Here is a 19,890-nt window from a genome sequence, read left to right on the forward strand (position 1 = left end):
CGCATATCATAATTCAATAAGCATCATTCGTTGTTTACTATTTAGTATTCCGAATTTAACACTCAACATTTCGGCTAGGCTTGTTTCATTAATTACTTAGGGACCCAGGAGCCGTTATTCGTGGATTCAGTGCTGTTATGGCAACTTTTCGGACCCCACTGACGCTATTCTTCGAAAATGTGCTGCATTACGGGTGTTATTGGGGCAATAGCGCCTTTAGGGTCCGTAAGAATTCAATAATGGGCTGTTTACACTAAATAGAGTCATCTGAGTCCGTTGGCAACTCCTTGCCTTACAGTCGACTCACGGCCACCCTACGACCAGCCCTTTTATCTTATTTGTTACTTGGCACTGTAAACCTTTTTGACCTTCAGGCTTATTTTTTACTCCGCACTTCAAAAATCGCAAACTTCAGATAGTGTCCTTCGTTAACGCCAAGTATTTGTGGATGGTCTTTGCCTGCGGCCCGCCATTCTACAAGTCTCAACACCTTGCCAGCATCTTTAGCTGCATCGGCAATCGTTTCGAGGAACAGATCTGGCTGCATATGGTAAGAACAGCTTGCGGTAACCAAATAGCCGCCTTCGTTCACCAGCTTCATCCCGTGCAGATTGATATCCTTGTAACCACGGCAAGCGCCAGCTACTGCACTTTTGGTTTTGGCAAACGCCGGAGGGTCCAAGATGACTACATCCCAAGTTCTTCCTCCACCTGCCGTCATCGGCTTGGATGTGTCGGTTTTGGCTGTTTTGCCTCCGGATTTAGGATTTGTAGCAGCTGCTGCCGTATCTGTTCCACTGGCAACTGTCGCCCGTTCAGAACGTTCCTCTAGTCCTTTAACCTGATTCCGTAGATATGCAAAAGCATCATCCACTACGAATTCAACACGATCGCTAAAGCCGTTCAGCTCCACATTCACTTTGGCACTCTCAATGGCGTGTGCTGAAACGTCAAGGCAGGTTACTTTTTTCGCGCCATACTTGCAGGCATGCAGCGTGAAGCTGCCCGTATGCGAGAAGCATTCCAGCACTGTCGCACCGTCCCAATAAGGGAACGTTACATGTTTGCCGCTCTTATTAACTGGTAAGGTCTGTAGTGAACCATCCTCAGTTTCAATTTCCTGTAGCGTAATGCCGCTTCGTCCTCCCCAGCCTTTCATGAGCGGAGCAATGGAAGCTCTATTCTCACGTTGGTCAAAGAAGTAACCTGTCTTCTGGCCCTCTTCAATATCAACGACCAGCTTCAGGCCATTCTCGCTCACGGTTACATGCCTTGGACATTCCCCGTACAGCACACCCGTTGTCTGCTCCATACCTTCAAGCTCGCGCACACTAACATCACTGCGCTCATAGATTCCGCGCGGTGCCATAACCTGCACCAATGCTTCGACGATTTCTGCACGCCGCTTGTCCATTCCGAGGGTAAGCAGCTGCACAACCAAAATATCTCCGAATCGATCTACAATAAGCCCCGGCAAAAAGTCCGCTTCACCATAAACCAAGCGATAAGCATCCGCACCCGGAAGGAACCGGTTTCTGTGTTGCAGACAATTCGCAAACCGTTCTGCAAAAAAGGCTGTATCCATGATCGCAAGGGGTCCCTGCGATACAATTCTTACCCGAATTTGTGACGCTGGATTGTAATATCCTACGGCCAAAAATCGGCCCTGATGATTAAGGACATCTACTAATCCCCCCGCTTCCGGATTTCCTTCTACCGATGCGACTTCACCTGCATAGACCCACGGATGGCCCTGTTCCAGTCTTTTTTTGCGATTGCGTTCTAAAATAACCGATGGCAATGACTTCAACTCCCTGTTTTTCTAAAAATGTTTTTATACATGTCCCATGCAATACATTCATATATTGGTGTACAACCCTCGTCCAAAGGAGTATGCCCTATGTTCAGTGATTTGCTGTTCCCTATCATATATGGTCTTGTTATCTTTCTAGCCGGCATGAAGCTGATGGAAACGGCGTTGTCCAAGCTAGCAGGCCCTCTATTAACTACAAGCCTAAATAGAGCTACCTCAACCCCTATTAAAGGAATGATTGCCAGCAGCCTGTTGTCCGCCTTACTCCAGAGCAGTACTGCTGTAACGGTGTTGACTATCGGCATGGTCAATGCCGGCCTGCTTACCTATGCCCGCACACTTGGCATTATCCTGGGCAGCAACATCGGCACCACATTAACTACAGAATTGATCGGACTTCAGATCAATACCATGGCCATGCCCTTGCTGGCAGCCTCGCTCAGTCTGTGGGCAGCGGCAGTTATTGCAGGCGAACTGCCGCCTACATCACGAGTGGCAGAGCTCTGCCACAAAATATCCCCGCCGCTGCAATTTATCAGTCTGGCTGTATCAGGCTTCGCCCTCGTCCTATGGGGCATCGCTGTCATGCAGTCTATCGGCGGAATACTTCAGGAAAGTGGCTTATTCCTCTGGTTCCTAAACCATGCCGCTACTAGTGCCTTATGGGGGCTCGCCGCTGGAGCGTGCCTAACAGCCATGCTCCATAGCAGCGCTGCTGTCATAGCTATGGCTATGAGCATTGCCGCCTCGGGTGCCATGCCGCCTGAGCTAGGTATAGCCATTGTGCTGGGCGCCAACGTGGGCACCTGTGTTACAGCGGTCATCGCTTCCATCGGCGGCACGCCATCCGGCGTCTTCGTCGCTTGGTCCCATGTTGCGCTTAATGTAGGTGGTGCACTATTATTCTTGCCCATGATCGGGCTGCTACAAGCAAGTGCTGCATGGATTGGTGGAGGCCCTGCTTCACAAATCGCCCACGCCCAGACCATTTTCAACGTAGTCTGCTCACTTCTAGCACTGCCATTATGCTACCTGCCTATATGGTCAAAACTGGAGAAACGTCTTCAGTCTTAACAAAAAGGTGCCGTTTATTATAATCCCAGTTTTCCACAACTGTACTATTATACTTCAATCGAAAATATTATAAAACCGCGAACCGTCGTAAAAAGTGATCACCGTCGAGAAAATTCCAATCAGCGCAAACAAAGCCAATGCAAAATAATCGTCTCTCGTGAACGGGCGACGGCTATACCAAGTTCGTTTGGTCTCAGTGCCAAAGCCGCGCAGCTCCATAGCGGTACTGATATTTTCAATCCGCTCGATACTAGTCAGAATTAGGGGCATCAGAATCGAAATGATATTTTTTAGCCGCTTAGGCAGCTTTTCTTTTCTAGAAATATCTATTCCCCTTGCTTGAGCAGAGAACGATATATTCTCATAATCTCGTTGAATATCCGGAATGTACCGCAGTGCCAGCGATACAGAATATGCAATTTTATAGTTCACTCCAACTCTATTTAAGGATGCTGCAAATTCACTGGGATTGGTCGTTAGAAGAAATAATAATGCCATAGGAATGACCACCGCATATTTCAGGGCAATATTGAATTGATAAAATAGCTGCTCCCAAGTTACCGTATACCGGCCTGCAATATGCATAATATCATGACGTGTCCCGTAAACACGTACGCCCTCCAAAGGAGAAAAGATAAAGATAGCTATATGATTAAGCAAAAAGAAAATCAAGATGAAATATAATACGAAAGCATAATCCTGAAATTGAACTTTGGAAATTCTAAAGGCAAGCAAACTAAATAACAGCATCACAATTAGACATCTTGTATCATATGTAATCATCCCCGTCACAGACCACACTACAAATAAAATCAACTTCGTAGCGCCGGTAAGACGGTGAATAGGTGAATCCTGCTTCGTAAAAGTTAACATTTTAGCCTTCATCCGCCTCGGCTCCTCCTATCATACGCAATGAACCTTCTTACGAACTCCTCCGGTTGTTTCAATCCAGCTTTTATAGCTAGGGCAAAAAGCGAGGTTTCTTTCAAGTTCGCTTTTTTCACCACATCAGTATTCGTTAATATTCGCTCAGGGCTATCATCCGCAAGCTTCACGCCATCAGCTAACACTATAGCTCTATCGGCATATTCCAGCATCAAGTGCATATCATGCGTAATCATAATGACCGTCATCCCCTGCCCCCGCAGCGTCAAGAGAAACTCCATCATTTCGTTATAATGCCTGTAATCCTGAGCAGCAGTCGGTTCATCCAAAATGATCACTTCCGGCTCCAGTACCAGAATGGCGGCAATCGTGACCCGTTTCTTCTGGCCGTAACTGAGCGCCGAGATCGGCCAGCTGCGAAAAAAATAAAGTCCGCACACCTTCAAGACTTGATGGACGCGTTCACGAACGAGCTCCTCAGGGCAATCTCGGAGTCTTAGTCCTAGGGCAACCTCATCATATAAAAGTGTCTTAGAAATCATATGATTGGGATTTTGCATAACAAAACCAATCCGCTCTGCCCGCTCCTTAATCGTGTCCTGAGCAATATCACGCCCATGCATCCGTATCGATCCGGAAGAAGGCTTATAGAAGCCACAAATGAGCTTAGAAACTGTAGATTTCCCAGCCCCATTTCGCCCCGCTATACAGACCATCTCTCCTTTATGAATACAGAGATTGAGATTATCCAGCACCTGCTGATTTTTTTCGTATCCAAAAGAAATATCTCTTAGCTCAAGGATGGGTGGGTTCTCCAGCTTATCCTGGCGTGACTGATTGCACTCATACCAGATCTTAAGTTTATTAGAACACGCCTCCAACTGAATATCGTTCACATGCTGCGGATTCATATTTGCTGTAATCGAACATCCGGCATACTTCAAAGCCGTTAAATAGAGAGGTTCCCGAATGCCAACTTCTGAAAGCAACGTTGTGCTCAACAGTTCTGCAGCCGGCATATCCGCCGCAATACGTCCTTCATGGATCACAATAATACGATCCACCGCCCGATGCAGCACCTCTTCAAGACGATGCTCGATCATAATAACGGTTTTACCTGTCTCTTTATGCACTCGATCAATAAGCTCAATCGCTTTTGTACCTGTATAAGGATCTAAGCTTGCCAGCGGTTCATCAAAGAGCAGGATGTCCACATCACCTACCAGAACACCTGCCAAGGACGTTTTTTGCTTTTGTCCACCCGATAACTCCTGAGGAGAAGAGGCCAGAAAGTCGTGGATATCCACCGCTCTTGCGGCAGCCGCCACTTTGCTCTTCATTTCTGTCTGCTGAACCACATGGTTCTCTAGACTGAAGGCGATATCCTCACCAACCGTTAATCCTACAAATTGTCCATCCGGGTCCTGCAATACGGTACCTACCTGATTGGACAGCTCTGCGATACTCAGATCCTTCTGCTCCTGGCCTATAACCCGTAATGAACCTGATATTTCCCCTCTGTAAGCAAAAGGGATGAGACCATTAATGCAATGAGCCAGTGTACTTTTCCCAGAACCTGAGGGTCCCACGATAAGCACCTTCTCCCCTTCAACAATCGTTAAGTTAATCCCCTGTAGTGTGGGTTCCTGCTGGGCCCGATATTGAAAGCTGAAATCCTTAAATTCAATCATTACTTTTTTCATCTGAGACCTTCCTCTGGGTTAATGTGAAGAGAAAAAAGCCGGTGATTTCCACCGGCTTTTTAGCTTGGATATGTATTCCACTCAAGCTTCTCTAGTCAAGCTGCCCTGTTTCGTTCTTGTCTTAGCATACGCAATGGCTAGTAAAGATCCGATCACTGCCACCGAAGCTATATTTAATGCACCTGCGGTCAGTCCTTGCGTAAATACTTTATTAGCGGGTTCTGCATAGATCAGAATATCCAACACTGGGGCTACAAGGAACCAAGCTACAGCATTCGCTGCAATCTGAGCCAAATTAAAGCGTATTATTTCCTTCCGTCCGAATTCCCCGTCATGAATAGCGATTCTAGCTACTAACAAGCCAATAACCAGCCCTACAATTCCTGATGATATGACCCAACTGAACCATGGCGATCCATAAGATATCGTATCCTTCAGGGTATGCCCGATCAGGCCTATAAATAATCCGGCAAACGGGCCGTACAATAGGGAGAACAATGCCAGTAATGCGTATGTAGTCTCGATGTTAGTGTTTGGAATACCCGAAGGAATCGAGCCGAATCTCCCCAATATAACGAATAAAGCAGAACCAATACCAATCGCTACAATCGTCTTGATCGACAACACCTTTTGTTTTGCCATGTTTTCATCTCCCCCAACGCATCTATTATGTTTTAAGTGATTATACATCGGAATAGTCGGAATTACTATAGAATCTAAATAAAAAAATCTGCAAAGCAACATAATGTTGGCTTTGCAGATTCATAGTTGATAATTCAGATCCTATTCTCTATTACTTCACTGTCACTGATACTGTAACTGTTTTGCCGCCTAGCTTTCCTTTAATGGATGTCGTTCCTTTACTCACAGCTACAATCTGACCACTTGCAGATACTCTCGCTACAGAAGGCTTGGAGCTAGTCCATACCGCACTTCCAGTAACAACAGCAGTCTTACCAGTATCATACTGTGCAGTCACAACTACATTCTGAACGGCTCCCGGAGCCATTTTCAGTCTGCTCTCATTAACGGTCAGCTTTGTTAATTTAGGAACTACAGTAATTTTGACACTAGCAGCAATCCCTTGGTAAGATCCTGTCAACGTAGCAGTACCTTCTGTTACTGCTTTAACGGTTGTAGCTTTAACCGTAGCAACCGCCTCGTTTGAGGACTCCCAATTCATACTGCTGGAGACATTCCCTGTCTTACCATTAGAATAATAAGCCGTTACCTTTATCGCTTTAGAGCCTTTAATGTTCATTTCGATAGCAGTAGGTTCTACAACTAGCTTAGTAACCTTTTGTTCAATGGTAACTGGGATACTGATGGTTTTATTAGCGTAAGTTCCCTTTAAAGTAGCAGAACCCTTCACCAGTCCTTTGATTACCTTACCGGAAGTTGTTGTCTTGATAATCGCATTCGTACCGGTAAGCTCCCATTCCATAGTTGCAGTAGCATCAAGTTCACTGCCGTTTTCCATCACAGCTTTTACTTCAGGAACAGCCTTCTCTTCACCAGTAACAATCACCAGGTTTTCTTCTGGTCCAAGCAAGACAAGGACTTTATCTTTCACTGTAACCTTTACTTCAACACTTTTTTCTCTTACAGCAGTTTTTGAAGTCGTTGGGTTTTCTGATTTTATTTTACCGATAACCTTCACAATACCTGCCGATTCAGCTACAATCTTGCCGTCTTTAATGGTGGCAATCTCATCATCCGCAGAGGTCCACTCAATATCACTACTAAGATCTAGCTTTGTTCCGTCAAGCTTTGTACCATTTACTTTTGGAAGGCTTACGGTGTCATCTGTGTAAAGCTCCAATTCCGTCTTGTCGGCTGCCAGTTCTGTGATCGTAGGATACACTGTCAGCTTAAAGCTTTTATTAATTCCTCTGTACTCTGCTTTAATAACCGAAGTTCCCACTGCTTTAGCAGTCACTGCCGCAGTATCGCTACCAGGCGTAACGGTTGCCGCCAATTGGTTATCCGAAGTCCATACTGCGCTGCCTGAAATGTTCGGAGTAGAATTCGCAGCATCGCGAACCTCAGCTTTAACGTTCAGGGTTTCGCCCATAAACAGGAATTGATCTCCTGTAGGAGTAAGTAGTAGCGCTTCATAAGGAGCACGTACATATACGTCTACTGTTTGTGTAATCCCTAGATAGGATACTGTAATTACAGCTTTACCAGCAGACAACACTTTGATCTCGCCTTTGTCTACTGTAGCTACACTAGCACTAGAAGAGGACCATTCTGCTTTCTCTGAAATATCATTTGCGCTGGATTTTGTAGTTTCTTTAGTCTCTGCAACCAACTTCAAAGGTGCATCTCCGACTAGCATCTCTAGTTCTTTAACGATTTTGTCGTCATGTTTAAGCTCAATTTCAGAATAAGGCAATTTCACTACAGCCTTAAAGGTTGCTGTTAAGGTCTTGTATTTGGCAGTGATCGTTGCTGTACCTTCACCAGCCAAAGTGATCTTACCTTCTGCAATGGTCAACACGCTTGTGTTGGAGCTGCTCCAAGTAGTATCAGCCGTTACATCCTTAGCAGAAGTCGCTGTTTCTCCACCAATCGCATTGGCTTTGACCAGCAGTTTATCCTCATCATCACCCAATTTGTAGTTCCCTTCAGAACTATATTCGAGCTTCAGTTCTTTAACAGGATGGGCTACCTCAACTTCAATGGTAGCAAGTGCATGATTATAAGTCGCTGTAATAATAGCTTTTCCACTGTCAATCGGAGTCAATAGGCCATTTACTACCTTTACAGCGTTTGTGTTAGAAGAATTCCATACAACTGCACCTGTCACATCTTTTTTAGATGAGGACCCTTCCACATTCGCATATACCTTAAGTTGCTTTGGCGTTTGTCCAACCGTAAGCTCTACTTTAGCGGAGCTTTCGAATTCAATCGAGTTGATATCACCGGTCGCTGCAAAGACACTTACCGGAAAAACCGCAGTAGCTAACAATATCATGATGAGGAGCATTTTCGTCATTTTCCTGTACACAGTCATTTGTTCTCTCCCTTAGGCTATAATGTCGTTCGGTGGTTTATCCCCACACTCTTTTACTTATATCGACAATTGTACCCTAAGTGTTTACCCCCTGGCTCTATAAAGCGAAATTCGGGACTTTCAGACTAGATAATACGGTAAAGGTTGATCAAAATATTAGGAAGTAATATGCTAACTACTAAATTCTTTCTTGAAACAAGGGGGCTACGATGAGTGCAGAGAACGTCCAACTAGAAGCAATCCCGTCTCCTAAACAGGAAGATAGCTTCCTTAAAGGGGTAAAAGATTGTATTCCCACACTACTAGGCTACTTAAGCATCGGACTTGCAGCAGGTGTTGTTCAAAAGACAGCCGGGCTCAGCATTGCTGAGATTGCCTTAATCAGCTTGATTCTTTACGCGGGCTCAGCTCAGTTTATAGCTGCTGGAATGATAGCTGTTAGCAGCTCGCCTGCGGCCATTATTATTACGATATTTATCGTGAATCTTCGCCATATTTTGCTTAGTGCAGCTCTTTCACCTTATTTCCGCCATCTTTCCCCACTGAGAAATATGCTGGTTGGTTCTTTATTGACTGATGAGACCTTTGGAGTTGCCATCAATCAAGCTTTGAATAAGCAGCAAATCAGTGAAAAATGGATGCACGGTCTAAATCTCACCGCTTATTTAAATTGGTTTCTTGCGAATGTAGCGGGAGCTTTTTTAGCTCAGTGGATCTCAGACCCTGATCAATTCGGTTTACAGTTTGCCTTACCTGCGATGTTTATTGGCATTCTTGTAATTTCCATGATTGACCGTAATAAAATCAAACTAGATTTGGTTGTCGCAATCCTTGCCGTGATCATAGCAGTAGGAAGCTCCTTCCTATTCTCCAGCAGTGTTGGAGTGATTATCGCTACAGTCATTGCTTCAACGATAGGGATGGTGTTTGAAAAATGGAAGTAAGATGGGATGTCTTTCTGATCATTCTAGGAGCAGCTTTTGTGACCTTTATTCCCAGGGTGGCTCCGCTCATGATCCTTAGCCGGTTTGAATTGCCAGAATGGGGAATGCGCTGGTTAAACTATGTTCCTATCTCTGTTATGGCAGCATTAATAGGTCAGGAGATATTTTTGAATGATGGGAAATTTTCGTCTTTAGCTAATAACATTGAGCTTTTTGCGGCATTGCCTACTTTTTTGGTTGCGATAAAAACCCGGAGCTTGCTAGGCACTGTACTGGCGGGGATTGTTTCAATCATGATCCTACGGATGTTTTTTTGATCCACTTCTACGCGTTGAAGTCACTATCGGACACAGCTGACCTTATTCGCAGCATTATCCCACTTTTGGAACACTAACGGACACCATAGTCGCTATTGTCATGAAAAACACCTATTAAGAACCACTTTCTGAGGAATAGCTGCACTGGAGTCCGAAACTAAGCATAAAAGGCAAAAAAAATGCAAATAACGCCAGCTGGGTCCGAAAGCATCAGGAGATTGTTATGAATTGGTGGTCTAGGCAGCAATAACTAAAAACAGAGCAGCCCTTCCCCGCTAACGGGAAAATGGCTGCTCTGTTGTCTTTTACTAATATCTATTGCTTAACGGACAGCCTGCTGAAGCCCAGTCTGACTAACCCCGACCAACTCACCGCGGCATTCGTTCACGCCAGCTTCCGTTATCTTCACCTGACAAAGTTCTCCTTGGAGTGAATCTTCTCCATCAAAGAACACCTGCAAATAGTTGTCGCTAAATCCATGCTGGATATTGCGCCCCGGAGCCCCTTTTGCGGCTCTTTCCGGAATAACACTTAATGTCTGACCTACAAATTTGCGAGCATAAGCTATTTGCATTTCTTCCGAAAGATCAATCAATTCCTGCACGCGTACATTTTTGATTTCTTCGTCGATCTGATTCTCCATCCGCGCTGCTGGAGTGCCCGTCCGCTTGGAGTAAGGGAATACGTGCATCTCGGAGTAATTAATAGCTTTCATGAAGTCGTAGCCGGCACGGAACATTTCATCGGTCTCCCCCGGGAACCCAACGATAACATCCGTAGTAATCCCGACATCTGGCATCGCCTGACGGATCAGCTGCATTTTGGCGTAATATTCTTCTGTCGTATATTTACGGCGCATCGCTTTCAGCACATCATTATGTCCGGCTTGCAGCGGGATATGCAGATGACGGCACATTTTAGAGGAACGGTTCAGCACCTCCAGCAGCTTCTCATCGATCTGGCTTGCTTCGATAGAACTGATACGTACCCGCTCCAGTCCATCCACCTTATCTAGATCCCACAGCAAATCGGCTAGACGGTAATTATCAAGATCGTCACCGTAACCACCGGTATGAATACCCGTGAGAACAAATTCCTTATACCCTGCTTCTACTAATTGATGTGCCTGGGTTACGATACTTTTGGGATCACGGCTGCGGGAAAGTCCACGCGACCATGGAATGATACAGAATGTGCAGAAGTTGTTGCAGCCATCCTGAATCTTCATAAAAGCACGCGTCCGATCCGCAAAGCCAGGTACATCCATCTCTTCAAATTCACGTGTCTTCATAATATTACGAACAGCGTTGACCGGCTGACGTGAGGCTTCAATGTTCTTTACATGCGTCATGATCTGATCGCGGTCCTGGTTACCAATAACAAGATCGACACCAGGAATATCAAGAATCTCACCAGGAGAGGTCTGCGCATAGCAGCCAGTAACCGCCACGATAGCTTCCGGATTGCGGCGAACGGCACGACGAATCATTTGACGGCTTTTTTTGTCACCTGTATTAGTTACAGTACAAGTATTAATCAGATATACATCGGCGGGTCCCTCAAAATCGACCTGCTCGTAACCTTCATTTTTGAATAGCTGCCAGATGGCTTCAGTGTCATAAAAATTCACTTTACAACCTAAAGTATAAAATGCTACGGATGGCATCTCTTAAGCTCCTCCCATTTCTCCCGATTCATATAAAATACAAGCAGCGGCAACCATGCCCGCTGTCTCACAGCGCAGAATACGCCGTCCTAGTCCTACGGAAACCGCACCAGCTTCTTCTGCCTTTTGGCATTCCTCTGGTGTAAAACCCCCTTCAGGACCTACCACAATCAGTACCTTCCCACCAGCCTGCGGTGAAAGCGAGGATAACCAAGGGGCAACACTGCTGCGAAGCTGCAAGCCTTCTTCTTTTTCATAACAGAAATAAACAGCATCATACTCACTAAAAGTCTGTAGCAGCTGCTTCCAGGATAACGGTGAGCCTACAGCCGGAACGATGTTCCGGTGTGCCTGCTCGGCAGCTTCTTTACAAATTTTACGCCAGCGGTCCAGCCGCTTACTTTCCTTGCGTTCATCGTATTGTACAATCGTGCGCTCCGACAGAAAAGGAATAAAACCAACGGCTCCAATTTCTGTACACTTTTGAATGACAATTTCCATCTTATCGGCCTTGGGTAAGCTCTGAGCCACTGTGATTTTTATCCGCGGTTCATGCGTCATCTCCAGGGTTTCCAGGATGTTCACTGTCACTTCCCCTATTTCGATCTGAGCAATCTCCACTAACGCTTCACGGGAGACGCCATCGCTGACAATAAGCTTGTCCCCAGCCTTACCGCGCATGACTTTGGCAATATGCCTTGCATCTTCCCCGTCAATTCTAACGTTATCTGCACCAAACTGCTCCGGTGTAACAAAATATCGCTGCATCTCTTCATCATCCTGTTCATGAATTCAGTAAGAAGAAACGGTAAAGACGCCTTAATAAAGACGTCACCCGTTTCTTACAGAAATATAACTATGGATCAGGCGAAATTTAACTATCCTATTTTTCAACAAATTACATAATACAATGTTTAAGCAGGGTTGACCAGACTTCAGTCCCTACCTTAGCTGCCAAACATTCTTAGGAATAGCTGCACAAATGTTCTCGACATTTCACTAGCCCAGTGGCCAAGAGGATCAATGGTATAGGTTCGTAACCCTGGAATAAACAGAATTAATAAAAAGATAAATACAGCCCATTGCTCAAATTGCTGTAATTTGCCCCGAATGGAGCGAGGAGCAATATCCTCCACAATCCGGTAGCCATCCAGCGGAGGCAATGGAATCAGGTTGAACAAGAATAAAAAGAAGTTCCATTGAATAAAGGTGCCAAAGAACAGATACACTGCTTCTAAAACGCGATCATTGGAGATCGACTCTAATACACCGGTTGCCGCAAGCACCCCATATATTAAAGCACCAATAATCCCTAGTAACAGGTTACTGATTGGGCCCGCAGCAGACACAATGACTCCCATCAGACGGGGGCGGCTAAAGTTATCGCGGTTTACAGGAACCGGACGCGCCCACCCGAAACCAGCAACCAGCAGCAGTAAAATACCAAAAAAATCGAAGTGTACAGCAGGGTTAAGCGTCATGCGTCCTAATAATCTAGCCGTAGGGTCACCGAACTTATTTGCGAAATAAGCATGACTGAATTCATGTACTGTAAAAGCAATTAAAATCGTAATAAGCAGAAAAGGAAGCTGATCCAAATCTACACGTATTATACTTTGCAATATATCCATTTTTACCTCTTTCCGGCTGTAAATGCCACCCAATCTTCTTCACGGGATACTTCCATAATCTCAAAGCCGGACTCTTGTAGTGCGTTAGCCACAAGCCCTTCTTTATCCTTGTAAATACCAGAGGTAATATACAAGCCTCCTGGCTGAAGTGCACGATACACATCATCCGTAAACAATACGATGATTTCTGCCAAAATATTCGCAACTACAATCTTCACCGGGAGTGTAACGCCGAGGCTATCCTCTGTTACTTGCTCCGCAGGTGTTCCCTCAAGAGTGTGACCCGGTCTAGCGGATGGCCACATTTCTCCAGCAGCCGTGTCAGCTACACCTTCACCGCCTAGCAAGGAGAGCAGGTCGCTTTCTTTTACCGTAATGAACTTTTCAAGTTTATTCAGTGCTACATTCTCGCGCGCACTTTCAACAGCTACAGGGTCCAAATCTAACGCCAGCACGGATTTCGCACCGAGCAGCATTGCACCTACAGCCAATATTCCTGAACCCGTACCAACATCGATTACTTCTTCGCCGCCGCTAATATTCTTCTCGAGCGCACGCAGGCACAAAGCTGTTGTAGGGTGAGTCCCTGTACCAAATGCCATACCAGGGTCCAGCTCAATGATTGCTTCATCTGGGCTCTCAGGTGTATATTCCTCCCAAGTTGGTTTAATCGTGAGACGCTCCGATACCCTGAGCGGTTTAAAATATTGCTTCCAAGCATGCGCCCATTCGTCTTCATCTACGGTTTTCCAAGAAATCAGCGATTTGCCCGGATCAATGCCGTACTCACGCAATTCTGCTACCCGTGGAGTCAGTTCTTCTATAACAGCATCCATATCCGTGGAATCGGCATAATAACCTTTGATTACCGCTTCCCCTTCTGGGATATCATTCAAGGGTTGGTCGTATAATTCACCGTAACGCGTATTCCGTTCTTTACTGAGTGTTCCGGATTCTTCAATAGAAACCCCACCCGCTCCTGCTTCATATAAAAAATTCGAAATCATTTCTTGTGCATCTTCTGTTGTATGTATCGTCACTTCATGCCATAACATCTTTATGTGATCCTCCTAAAGTTTTGTGAGCGTTAGCTTCATTGATTAACTTCGTGCAAAACTGGCTTCGAAAGCATAGGCTTAGTTTTGTGAGCGTTAGCTTCATTGATTGACTTCGTGCAAAACTGGCTTCGTAAGCATAGACTTAGTTTTGTGAGCATTCGCTTCATAGTATAACATTTCTTCTTGGGGTAACGCCAAACTACAGATCAACGCTCTGCCATGCCCGTGCTGTTCCTGCAAAAGCAATCGAGCGAATGATCATCTACCATCCCCGATGCCTGCATAAAAGCATAACATATGGTAGAGCCGACAAACTTCATGCCTCGCTTTTTTAATGCTTTACTCATTGCGTCAGACTGAGCCGTTGAAGCAGGGACATCCGCACGTGTCTTCCAATGGTTAAGTGTAGGCGCGCCCCCCACAAAGCTCCAGAGATAATCTGAAAAGCTGCCTGTTTCCGCACTAATTTGCAAATATACTTTTGCATTACGAATGATAGAATCAATCTTTAAGCGATTTCTAATAATCCCGGGATCGTTCATCAGCTCAGCAATTTTCAGCTCATCATAATGCACAATTTTTTCCGGATCAAATCCATCAAATACCTCTCTGTAATGTGCCCGTTTTTTTAAGACGGTGTACCAGCTTAACCCTGCCTGCATGCCTTCGAGCATAAGTAATTCAAACAGCTTCCGGTCATCATACAGAGGTTTGCCCCACTCTTCATCATGGTATGCGATATATAAAGTATCCTCATTAACCCAAGCACAGCGAGTGATTTCCATCCTTTTCTCTCCTTTACGCTAATCCTCGCTGAGTCCACTCAGCATCTACTCACTGTAAACGAAAAAAAGGGAAGAACACAAGGTTCCTCCCTAAAAAAGATTTTCTATGGCCGCAGCTGCACTCTTGTTTCTTTATCCGGATCGTCAGTCGTATAGAAGAATATATAAATAGAAGCTTCTGTACCTTTGAAACCCTTGTAAACATCAATGGCCTTATTGTTTCCATCCCCAGTGAAATTAACGGTCAGAGGTTTACCTAAAATACGCTCTTCCCCCAGTCCGATATGGGTCTGGTTAATTCCACCGAAGCGAGCATCTTCACTTTCAGTCTCTACATAAAGATCGGCACCCTGCATATAGTACGTCCATTTTACCGGGTATCCGCTAAGCTGCTGGATAAGCGTCTGTTTCTTATCAGATATATTCGTCAACAGAAGTGGTGTTTTTTCGTCCTTGTTAATTTTATAGCTGCCGTGCTGAGTCACCTTGTATTTAGCAACAAAGGTAATTGGCGTCTCTTCTGTGATTTCAAGGTCAACTGGCCGCTCAAAACGAAGCACTGTTAATTCCGGCTCACCTTCTGGAGATCTCCAGAAATTGCCCTCCAGCGTCTTGCCTGCTACTTCAAGAGTAGACTTTTGATACGGGAAATTATTGCCTTTCTCTTTACTTCTAATAGCGATTCGAATTTGAGTAGGCGTCACTACCATTTTCTCCAGCGTGTAATTAGGTTCGCCCTCTTCTAGCGGCAGATTCAATGAAGTATTTATGGTTCCGCTCTCCATCTGCTTTTTGCTTAATTGAAGATCAAAAGCTAGGGGCCCCTCAACCTTTTTCTCTTGTTTCATGTACTGCAGCTTGTAATTCACTTCTCCGCTGGAAATATCAGCCGCCTTAAAATATTGCTGGGACGTATATTCCCCGTTTTCTCCCGGTGTACCGAAAGCACCTCCAGCCAGCGAATTTATGAGCGTTCCGTTTTTGTAAGCCACTATATTTGGAAAGGCCCATTCTTTTGTTTCTGGCTGATCAAAAATGATTGCTGAAGAGAATAATATTTTTTCTTGTCCTTGGGTAAAAGGTTTCACCTCTATGCTGCGCATTCCTTCCTGTCCAATAGGAAACTTTTGTGTCTCCTGCGATTGGATATCCAGCGGTAAATCTAACTCCTGTGTACTAAAGGCTTGCAGATTATCTGCAACTAGTTGCACATTCACAGTATCCTTTTTCGGTGTCCAATCACTCTCGAAATATCCGTTGTAATGTTGATTTTTCTCATCCCATAACACATAACTGAACTCACTAGGACCATTCGCCCCATCTGCGCCCTTCAAAGTCATTCCATTAACATTCCAATTTTCATTTTCCAAGCGTTTTCCTACATCCAAAGTGAATAAGATAACCGTCCGATTCTCATCCACAATCGCTGTATGTAGCTTCAGAGTTACTCCATCCTGCGTCACTGACTGGTTCAGTTGTTGTCCGAGATTTTGGGCCAGCGCTGCTTGAACGCCTCCTCTTCCATGGAGCAAATTATCCCAATCATAATGCACTGCTGCATATACGGGTGCCGCTGCAATAAGTACTGAAAATGAAGCCACCACAGCTATTTTACTCCAGTTTCTCCCTCTGTTCCCACTACCATTCGCCATACGAAGTTGTAGGGGAGTCATTGTACTGTTTTCTTGCTCTAAACGTCCCCACATGCGTTCAAAATCTGGATAAGGCACGCCTTTATCTTCATTTAAACGATGCTCCAGCATATTTTCTAACTTTTTCAAAAGCTTCGCCCTCCTTTAGTTCAAGTTGAACCCCAGCCTCCTGCAGGATTCTCCTCATTACCGTTAGCCCTTTATGCAGCCTAGATTTGGTCGTTCCAAGTGGAATGGACAGCAGATCCGAAATTTCAGCCAGACTGAAATCATGCATATACCTAAGTGTGAGCACCATCCTAAGTTTGATAGGGACCTGGCTCATATATTGCGCCCACTCGACCTCCGTCTCACGCTGCTCAATCTGCTGCTCCACAGCTGTTTCTGCCGTTTTATTAAAGAAATGAAGGTTGTCCGTAATCTTCTGTTGTAAAGTCCGTTTTCGTTTCAAATGATTGAGGCAATGGTTGACCGTTATTTTCATAATCCAAGCCTTGATATGCTCCACGTGCTCACGATTACTGCGAAATACGGTAATAAAGACATCCTGAGTCAAATCCTCTGCATCCGCCGCGTCATGCACCATATAGTAGCAAGTCCGGTATACATCTTTATTGTAGGTTTCAAATAACTCCCGGTTACTCTCCAAATTTTACGCCCTCCTTTCTTGACTGAGATATCTATATGACAACCAATCCTTGGAAAAGGTTCGTTTTTCTGAGCATAAACTATCGCTACTCTTAAAGACATAGAGAAAATCAAACAGGCTTAATAATCTGAATGAAGCAAATGGCTAAAGGACAATGACTCTTTTAACTACTGGTCCGATAGAAAACAATGTTAACTCAGAAGACAACACAAGACTTACACAACAGGTCACTGTCAAAATTGCTAATGGTAGCGGTCAGATTGCTTCCACAGTTCTGATCGAAGGCTACTACATAAATGAAGAGAATTCAATATGTAGGCGATCTGCTAGATGTGATGCCAAATCAGGTAATAACTAAAATTATTTTGCGGATTTTGATACCTTCGAATTTTTTTCACAACTGCTAGTTTGCCAGACCATCCAATCCAAATCTCATTTTGGGGTAAAGACAGTGCAGAGAAATTAGTAACCCAGCATCGATTAGCTACAGCAGAATTACTCGGATATGGGGCAACTGGGGGGACGGGGGGCTAAAGGTGGGACTGGCTCTGATGGGGCGATTGGGGACACCGGAGTTACTAAGGTTAGTGTTACTGTAGACGGAGTCATCACAAATCATAGATATATGATTCCTACCTTGATTGTTAACAAAATCGGATAATACCAACAATAAAAGGGTCCATCTCTTTCAAGTAGGAGACCGACCCTTTTTTGCTGATATTCAATCTATCAACATACATATTAACAATTAAAGGATATCCATAACCTCGCGCGCTTGTGTGTCGAGATTTTGTGCAGAAGAAGCAATCTTCGAAAAATCCTCCAACGCTACCAGAACCTGCTGCTGACTATCTTCTATATTTTCTTGCACTTGATTTGTTCCTATAGAGATCTTTCCAATTTCCAGCGTGATCGCATCCACACTATCCCGTACCTTTATGATCGAATCTTGTACCATGGAAGATAATTTTCTTACTTCTTTTGCCACTACGTCAAAACCTCGGCCATACTCCCCCGCATGAGCTGCTTCAATAGCTGCATTTAGGGCTAATAATTGCGTTTGCGAAGCAATATCGCGAATCGTTTGCACGATGCTATGAATCGATACAGCTTGCTTTTCAAGATTAGCTAGAGTATGTGTATTTTCTATCGATACTTCGGCGATTTTGTTGATGCTTCGTAATAATTCTTGACTGCGCTCAATACCTAAATCTGCTCTTTGATTCAAGCTGTCTGCCATCTCTTGCATCCGTTGGACAACATTACTCATGTTGTTTTGTCTTTGGGTGATATTAGTTGCTATTTTAGATACTCCGATGACTTGTTCATTGCTTTCATCAAATACTGGCATGTAGGTAGCTTCAAGCCAAACCGCATTTCCTTTCGAATCCATTCGTTCGATCTTATCCTGAAAACTCTTCCCTGTAAAAAGATCCTGCCAAAACCGTTCGTAACATGGGCTATCTGCGAAATGTGGAAAACAGAACTCTTTATGATGCATTCCGTACATTTCATCTTTTTTATATCCCATGGAATTTGCAAAAACTTCATTGACATAAGCTACCCGGCGATCAAGGTCAAACCGGATAATAGCTAAATTTCTTTCTAAAGATCTAACAACAAGCTCATCAGTAACTCCTTGAGAGTGTACCAGCCCCATTCTAATTCCCCCTGAAAAAATTCAATAGTTGATTGGTCGTAGCTAGTATATTCGAACAATTATACATCCTTAATCTGTAGTGTGATATTAGCTATATTACTTAAAATATTTATAACTTCTGCAGACGTTAATATACTTGAAAGTGATGATAATTAGGGTAAACATCCCTAATGATGTGCAAGATTCGAAGGTTGATCTATCATTTAGGGAAATACTCCCCAAAAACTCATGAAATCAGGCCTTTTTCTATCTTTTCAGGGGATTTTCAGGGAGGTTTGCCCTAATTTCATTTTCCAACAGAAAAATATCTACAGCTACGTCGACTATGAGACCCCCAAATTCTTCTTAGCGGTAACCTTACTTATAAGCTAAAAAATTGCCTAACTCAGTTCATTTTTACTGATCTAATAACAAAAACCCCAGCTGCAATACCAGCTAGGGTTCAAACTCTCAATTTCATTTTCAAATTCCTATCATTCTCAATCCCATGTAGCAAAGTATGGAAGTTCCTCCGATTCAAATGCACTCCAGCCGGACTGCGGCGCAGCAAGCCACGCCTACCCTCGCCTTCATGCAACAGTTGTCTGCGACCTGTACGAATATTTTTCTTTTCCCATTGTACACACATTCAAAATTATCTTACTTATTGGATTTATAATCTTTTATTTTAATCCCCAAAACCATATCCTTCTGATATGCGGCAGCTTGCTTCAAACCAATAATCCTTGGGTCTGAAGGGTAGTGACGTTCAAGATATAACAAAAATGCGTGATGAAACCTAATTTCGGCATCCAATTTATTCAGTTCATTCGGATGATTCTCTAGTTCGGTTAATTCTGCTTCCCATCGATACAAATCGCTCGCCTCAGAGCGCTCCATACGAACCTTCTTTGTCAGCTCCCGCAACTCAAGATAGGCGCGTTTTACTTTTGGAGAGTACAACTGCTTCTGGTTCAAATAGGTTAATAATGCGATCAATAAGGCTAACCCTGTCCACAAAATAACGTTATCCATCTTTTCCCCCCACACTTAAG

At 44.3% G+C, this 19,890-nt stretch carries 18 protein-coding genes; 4 read left to right on the forward strand and 14 right to left on the reverse strand.

Annotated features, from left to right (window positions below; translation table 11 throughout):
• Nucleotides 1-376 precede the first annotated feature (376 nt).
• Nucleotides 377-1,801 (reverse strand): class I SAM-dependent rRNA methyltransferase, encoded by a 1,425-nt coding sequence (locus tag MHI15_RS07065; RefSeq protein WP_076281218.1) that lies wholly within the window; start codon nucleotides 1,799-1,801, stop codon nucleotides 377-379.
• A gap of 99 nt (nucleotides 1,802-1,900) precedes the next feature.
• Between MHI15_RS07065 and MHI15_RS07070 the strand changes: the two genes are divergently transcribed.
• Nucleotides 1,901-2,887 carry a Na/Pi cotransporter family protein gene (locus MHI15_RS07070; RefSeq protein WP_340033526.1) on the forward strand — a complete coding sequence of 329 codons (987 nt, stop codon included), beginning with the start codon at nucleotides 1,901-1,903 and terminating at the stop codon, nucleotides 2,885-2,887.
• A gap of 54 nt (nucleotides 2,888-2,941) precedes the next feature.
• On the opposite strand, the gene MHI15_RS07075 is transcribed toward MHI15_RS07070, so the two are convergent.
• From MHI15_RS07075 to MHI15_RS07090, 4 genes are all read right to left on the reverse strand, one after another.
• Nucleotides 2,942-3,772 carry an energy-coupling factor transporter transmembrane component T family protein gene (locus MHI15_RS07075; RefSeq protein WP_076128979.1) on the reverse strand — a complete coding sequence of 277 codons (831 nt, stop codon included), beginning with the start codon at nucleotides 3,770-3,772 and terminating at the stop codon, nucleotides 2,942-2,944.
• Nucleotides 3,769-5,475 carry an ABC transporter ATP-binding protein gene (locus MHI15_RS07080; RefSeq protein ID WP_341164273.1) on the reverse strand — a complete coding sequence of 569 codons (1,707 nt, stop codon included), beginning with the start codon at nucleotides 5,473-5,475 and terminating at the stop codon, nucleotides 3,769-3,771. The genes MHI15_RS07075 and MHI15_RS07080 overlap by 4 nt, the downstream gene beginning before the upstream one ends.
• 81 nt (nucleotides 5,476-5,556) lie before the next feature.
• Entirely contained in the window at nucleotides 5,557-6,117 is a 561-nt protein-coding gene (locus MHI15_RS07085) for an ECF-type riboflavin transporter substrate-binding protein (RefSeq protein WP_076128974.1), read from the reverse strand.
• Between the two features lie 151 nt (nucleotides 6,118-6,268).
• Nucleotides 6,269-8,494 (reverse strand): Ig-like domain-containing protein, encoded by a 2,226-nt coding sequence (locus MHI15_RS07090; RefSeq protein ID WP_076278796.1) that lies wholly within the window; start codon nucleotides 8,492-8,494, stop codon nucleotides 6,269-6,271.
• 209 nt (nucleotides 8,495-8,703) lie between these two features.
• Between MHI15_RS07090 and MHI15_RS07095 the strand changes: the two genes are divergently transcribed.
• Together MHI15_RS07095 and MHI15_RS07100 are read left to right on the forward strand one after the other, a co-directional pair.
• Entirely contained in the window at nucleotides 8,704-9,438 is a 735-nt protein-coding gene (locus tag MHI15_RS07095; RefSeq protein ID WP_036683898.1) for an AzlC family ABC transporter permease, read from the forward strand.
• A complete protein-coding gene (locus MHI15_RS07100; protein WP_076192109.1) occupies nucleotides 9,429-9,755 on the forward strand; it encodes an AzlD domain-containing protein in 327 nt (108 codons plus the stop codon). The genes MHI15_RS07095 and MHI15_RS07100 overlap by 10 nt, the downstream gene beginning before the upstream one ends.
• A 322-nt stretch (nucleotides 9,756-10,077) precedes the next feature.
• Here the strand turns inward: MHI15_RS07100 and mtaB are convergent, their stop codons facing one another.
• From mtaB to MHI15_RS07135, 7 genes are all read right to left on the reverse strand, one after another.
• The gene (gene mtaB / locus MHI15_RS07105) at nucleotides 10,078-11,421 is read right to left on the reverse strand and encodes a tRNA (N(6)-L-threonylcarbamoyladenosine(37)-C(2))-methylthiotransferase MtaB (protein WP_076128970.1); all 1,344 of its coding nucleotides are present in this window, start codon (nucleotides 11,419-11,421) and stop codon (nucleotides 10,078-10,080) included.
• Nucleotides 11,422-11,424: 3 nt separating this feature from the next.
• Entirely contained in the window at nucleotides 11,425-12,189 is a 765-nt protein-coding gene (locus MHI15_RS07110) for an RsmE family RNA methyltransferase (RefSeq protein WP_341164274.1), read from the reverse strand.
• Nucleotides 12,190-12,368: 179 nt separating this feature from the next.
• Entirely contained in the window at nucleotides 12,369-13,052 is a 684-nt protein-coding gene (locus MHI15_RS07115) for a site-2 protease family protein (protein ID WP_036683904.1), read from the reverse strand.
• A gap of 2 nt (nucleotides 13,053-13,054) precedes the next feature.
• Entirely contained in the window at nucleotides 13,055-14,107 is a 1,053-nt protein-coding gene (prmA, locus tag MHI15_RS07120) for a 50S ribosomal protein L11 methyltransferase (protein ID WP_036683907.1), read from the reverse strand.
• Nucleotides 14,108-14,316: 209 nt separating this feature from the next.
• Nucleotides 14,317-14,895 (reverse strand): DNA-3-methyladenine glycosylase I, encoded by a 579-nt coding sequence (locus tag MHI15_RS07125; RefSeq protein ID WP_341164275.1) that lies wholly within the window; start codon nucleotides 14,893-14,895, stop codon nucleotides 14,317-14,319.
• Between the two features lie 104 nt (nucleotides 14,896-14,999).
• Nucleotides 15,000-16,676, reverse strand: a complete 1,677-nt coding sequence (locus MHI15_RS07130; protein WP_341164276.1) for a DUF4179 domain-containing protein — start codon at nucleotides 16,674-16,676, stop codon at nucleotides 15,000-15,002.
• Entirely contained in the window at nucleotides 16,636-17,196 is a 561-nt protein-coding gene (locus tag MHI15_RS07135; protein WP_076128962.1) for an RNA polymerase sigma factor, read from the reverse strand. Before MHI15_RS07135 ends, MHI15_RS07130 begins: the two co-directional genes overlap by 41 nt.
• A 505-nt stretch (nucleotides 17,197-17,701) precedes the next feature.
• On the opposite strand from MHI15_RS07135, the gene MHI15_RS07140 reads away from it, so the two are divergent.
• The gene (locus MHI15_RS07140) at nucleotides 17,702-17,857 is read left to right on the forward strand and encodes a hypothetical protein (protein WP_179088332.1); all 156 of its coding nucleotides are present in this window, start codon (nucleotides 17,702-17,704) and stop codon (nucleotides 17,855-17,857) included.
• 87 nt (nucleotides 17,858-17,944) lie between these two features.
• Here the strand turns inward: MHI15_RS07140 and MHI15_RS07145 are convergent, their stop codons facing one another.
• Nucleotides 17,945-18,856: a methyl-accepting chemotaxis protein gene (locus MHI15_RS07145; RefSeq protein ID WP_341164277.1), complete on the reverse strand. Its 912-nt coding sequence runs from the start codon at nucleotides 18,854-18,856 to the stop codon at nucleotides 17,945-17,947.
• A gap of 639 nt (nucleotides 18,857-19,495) precedes the next feature.
• The gene (locus MHI15_RS07150) at nucleotides 19,496-19,870 is read right to left on the reverse strand and encodes a hypothetical protein (RefSeq protein WP_341164278.1); all 375 of its coding nucleotides are present in this window, start codon (nucleotides 19,868-19,870) and stop codon (nucleotides 19,496-19,498) included.
• Nucleotides 19,871-19,890 lie beyond the last annotated feature (20 nt).

Source organism: Paenibacillus sp. FSL H7-0918 (genome assembly GCF_038007025.1).
GTDB classification, from domain to species: Bacteria; Bacillota; Bacilli; order Paenibacillales; family Paenibacillaceae; genus Paenibacillus_AQ; species Paenibacillus_AQ odorifer.

Bases quoted from the DNA above. Each gene is read 5' to 3' on its own strand.
- MHI15_RS07075 (WP_076128979.1), bottom strand. From the start codon at position 3,772: ATGAAGGCTAAAATGTTAACTTTTACGAAGCAGGATTCACCTATTCAC.
- MHI15_RS07145 (WP_341164277.1), bottom strand. From the start codon at position 18,856: ATGGGGCTGGTACACTCTCAAGGAGTTACTGATGAGCTTGTTGTTAGA.
- MHI15_RS07100 (WP_076192109.1), top strand. From the start codon at position 9,429: ATGGAAGTAAGATGGGATGTCTTTCTGATCATTCTAGGAGCAGCTTTT.
- MHI15_RS07115 (WP_036683904.1), bottom strand. From the start codon at position 13,052: ATGGATATATTGCAAAGTATAATACGTGTAGATTTGGATCAGCTTCCT.
- mtaB (WP_076128970.1), bottom strand. From the start codon at position 11,421: ATGCCATCCGTAGCATTTTATACTTTAGGTTGTAAAGTGAATTTTTAT.
- MHI15_RS07070 (WP_340033526.1), top strand. From the start codon at position 1,901: ATGTTCAGTGATTTGCTGTTCCCTATCATATATGGTCTTGTTATCTTT.
- MHI15_RS07125 (WP_341164275.1), bottom strand. From the start codon at position 14,895: ATGGAAATCACTCGCTGTGCTTGGGTTAATGAGGATACTTTATATATC.
- MHI15_RS07085 (WP_076128974.1), bottom strand. From the start codon at position 6,117: ATGGCAAAACAAAAGGTGTTGTCGATCAAGACGATTGTAGCGATTGGT.
- MHI15_RS07090 (WP_076278796.1), bottom strand. From the start codon at position 8,494: ATGACTGTGTACAGGAAAATGACGAAAATGCTCCTCATCATGATATTG.
- prmA (WP_036683907.1), bottom strand. From the start codon at position 14,107: ATGTTATGGCATGAAGTGACGATACATACAACAGAAGATGCACAAGAA.
- MHI15_RS07080 (WP_341164273.1), bottom strand. From the start codon at position 5,475: ATGAAAAAAGTAATGATTGAATTTAAGGATTTCAGCTTTCAATATCGG.
- MHI15_RS07150 (WP_341164278.1), bottom strand. From the start codon at position 19,870: ATGGATAACGTTATTTTGTGGACAGGGTTAGCCTTATTGATCGCATTA.
- MHI15_RS07110 (WP_341164274.1), bottom strand. From the start codon at position 12,189: ATGCAGCGATATTTTGTTACACCGGAGCAGTTTGGTGCAGATAACGTT.
- MHI15_RS07140 (WP_179088332.1), top strand. From the start codon at position 17,702: ATGGGGCAACTGGGGGGACGGGGGGCTAAAGGTGGGACTGGCTCTGAT.
- MHI15_RS07095 (WP_036683898.1), top strand. From the start codon at position 8,704: ATGAGTGCAGAGAACGTCCAACTAGAAGCAATCCCGTCTCCTAAACAG.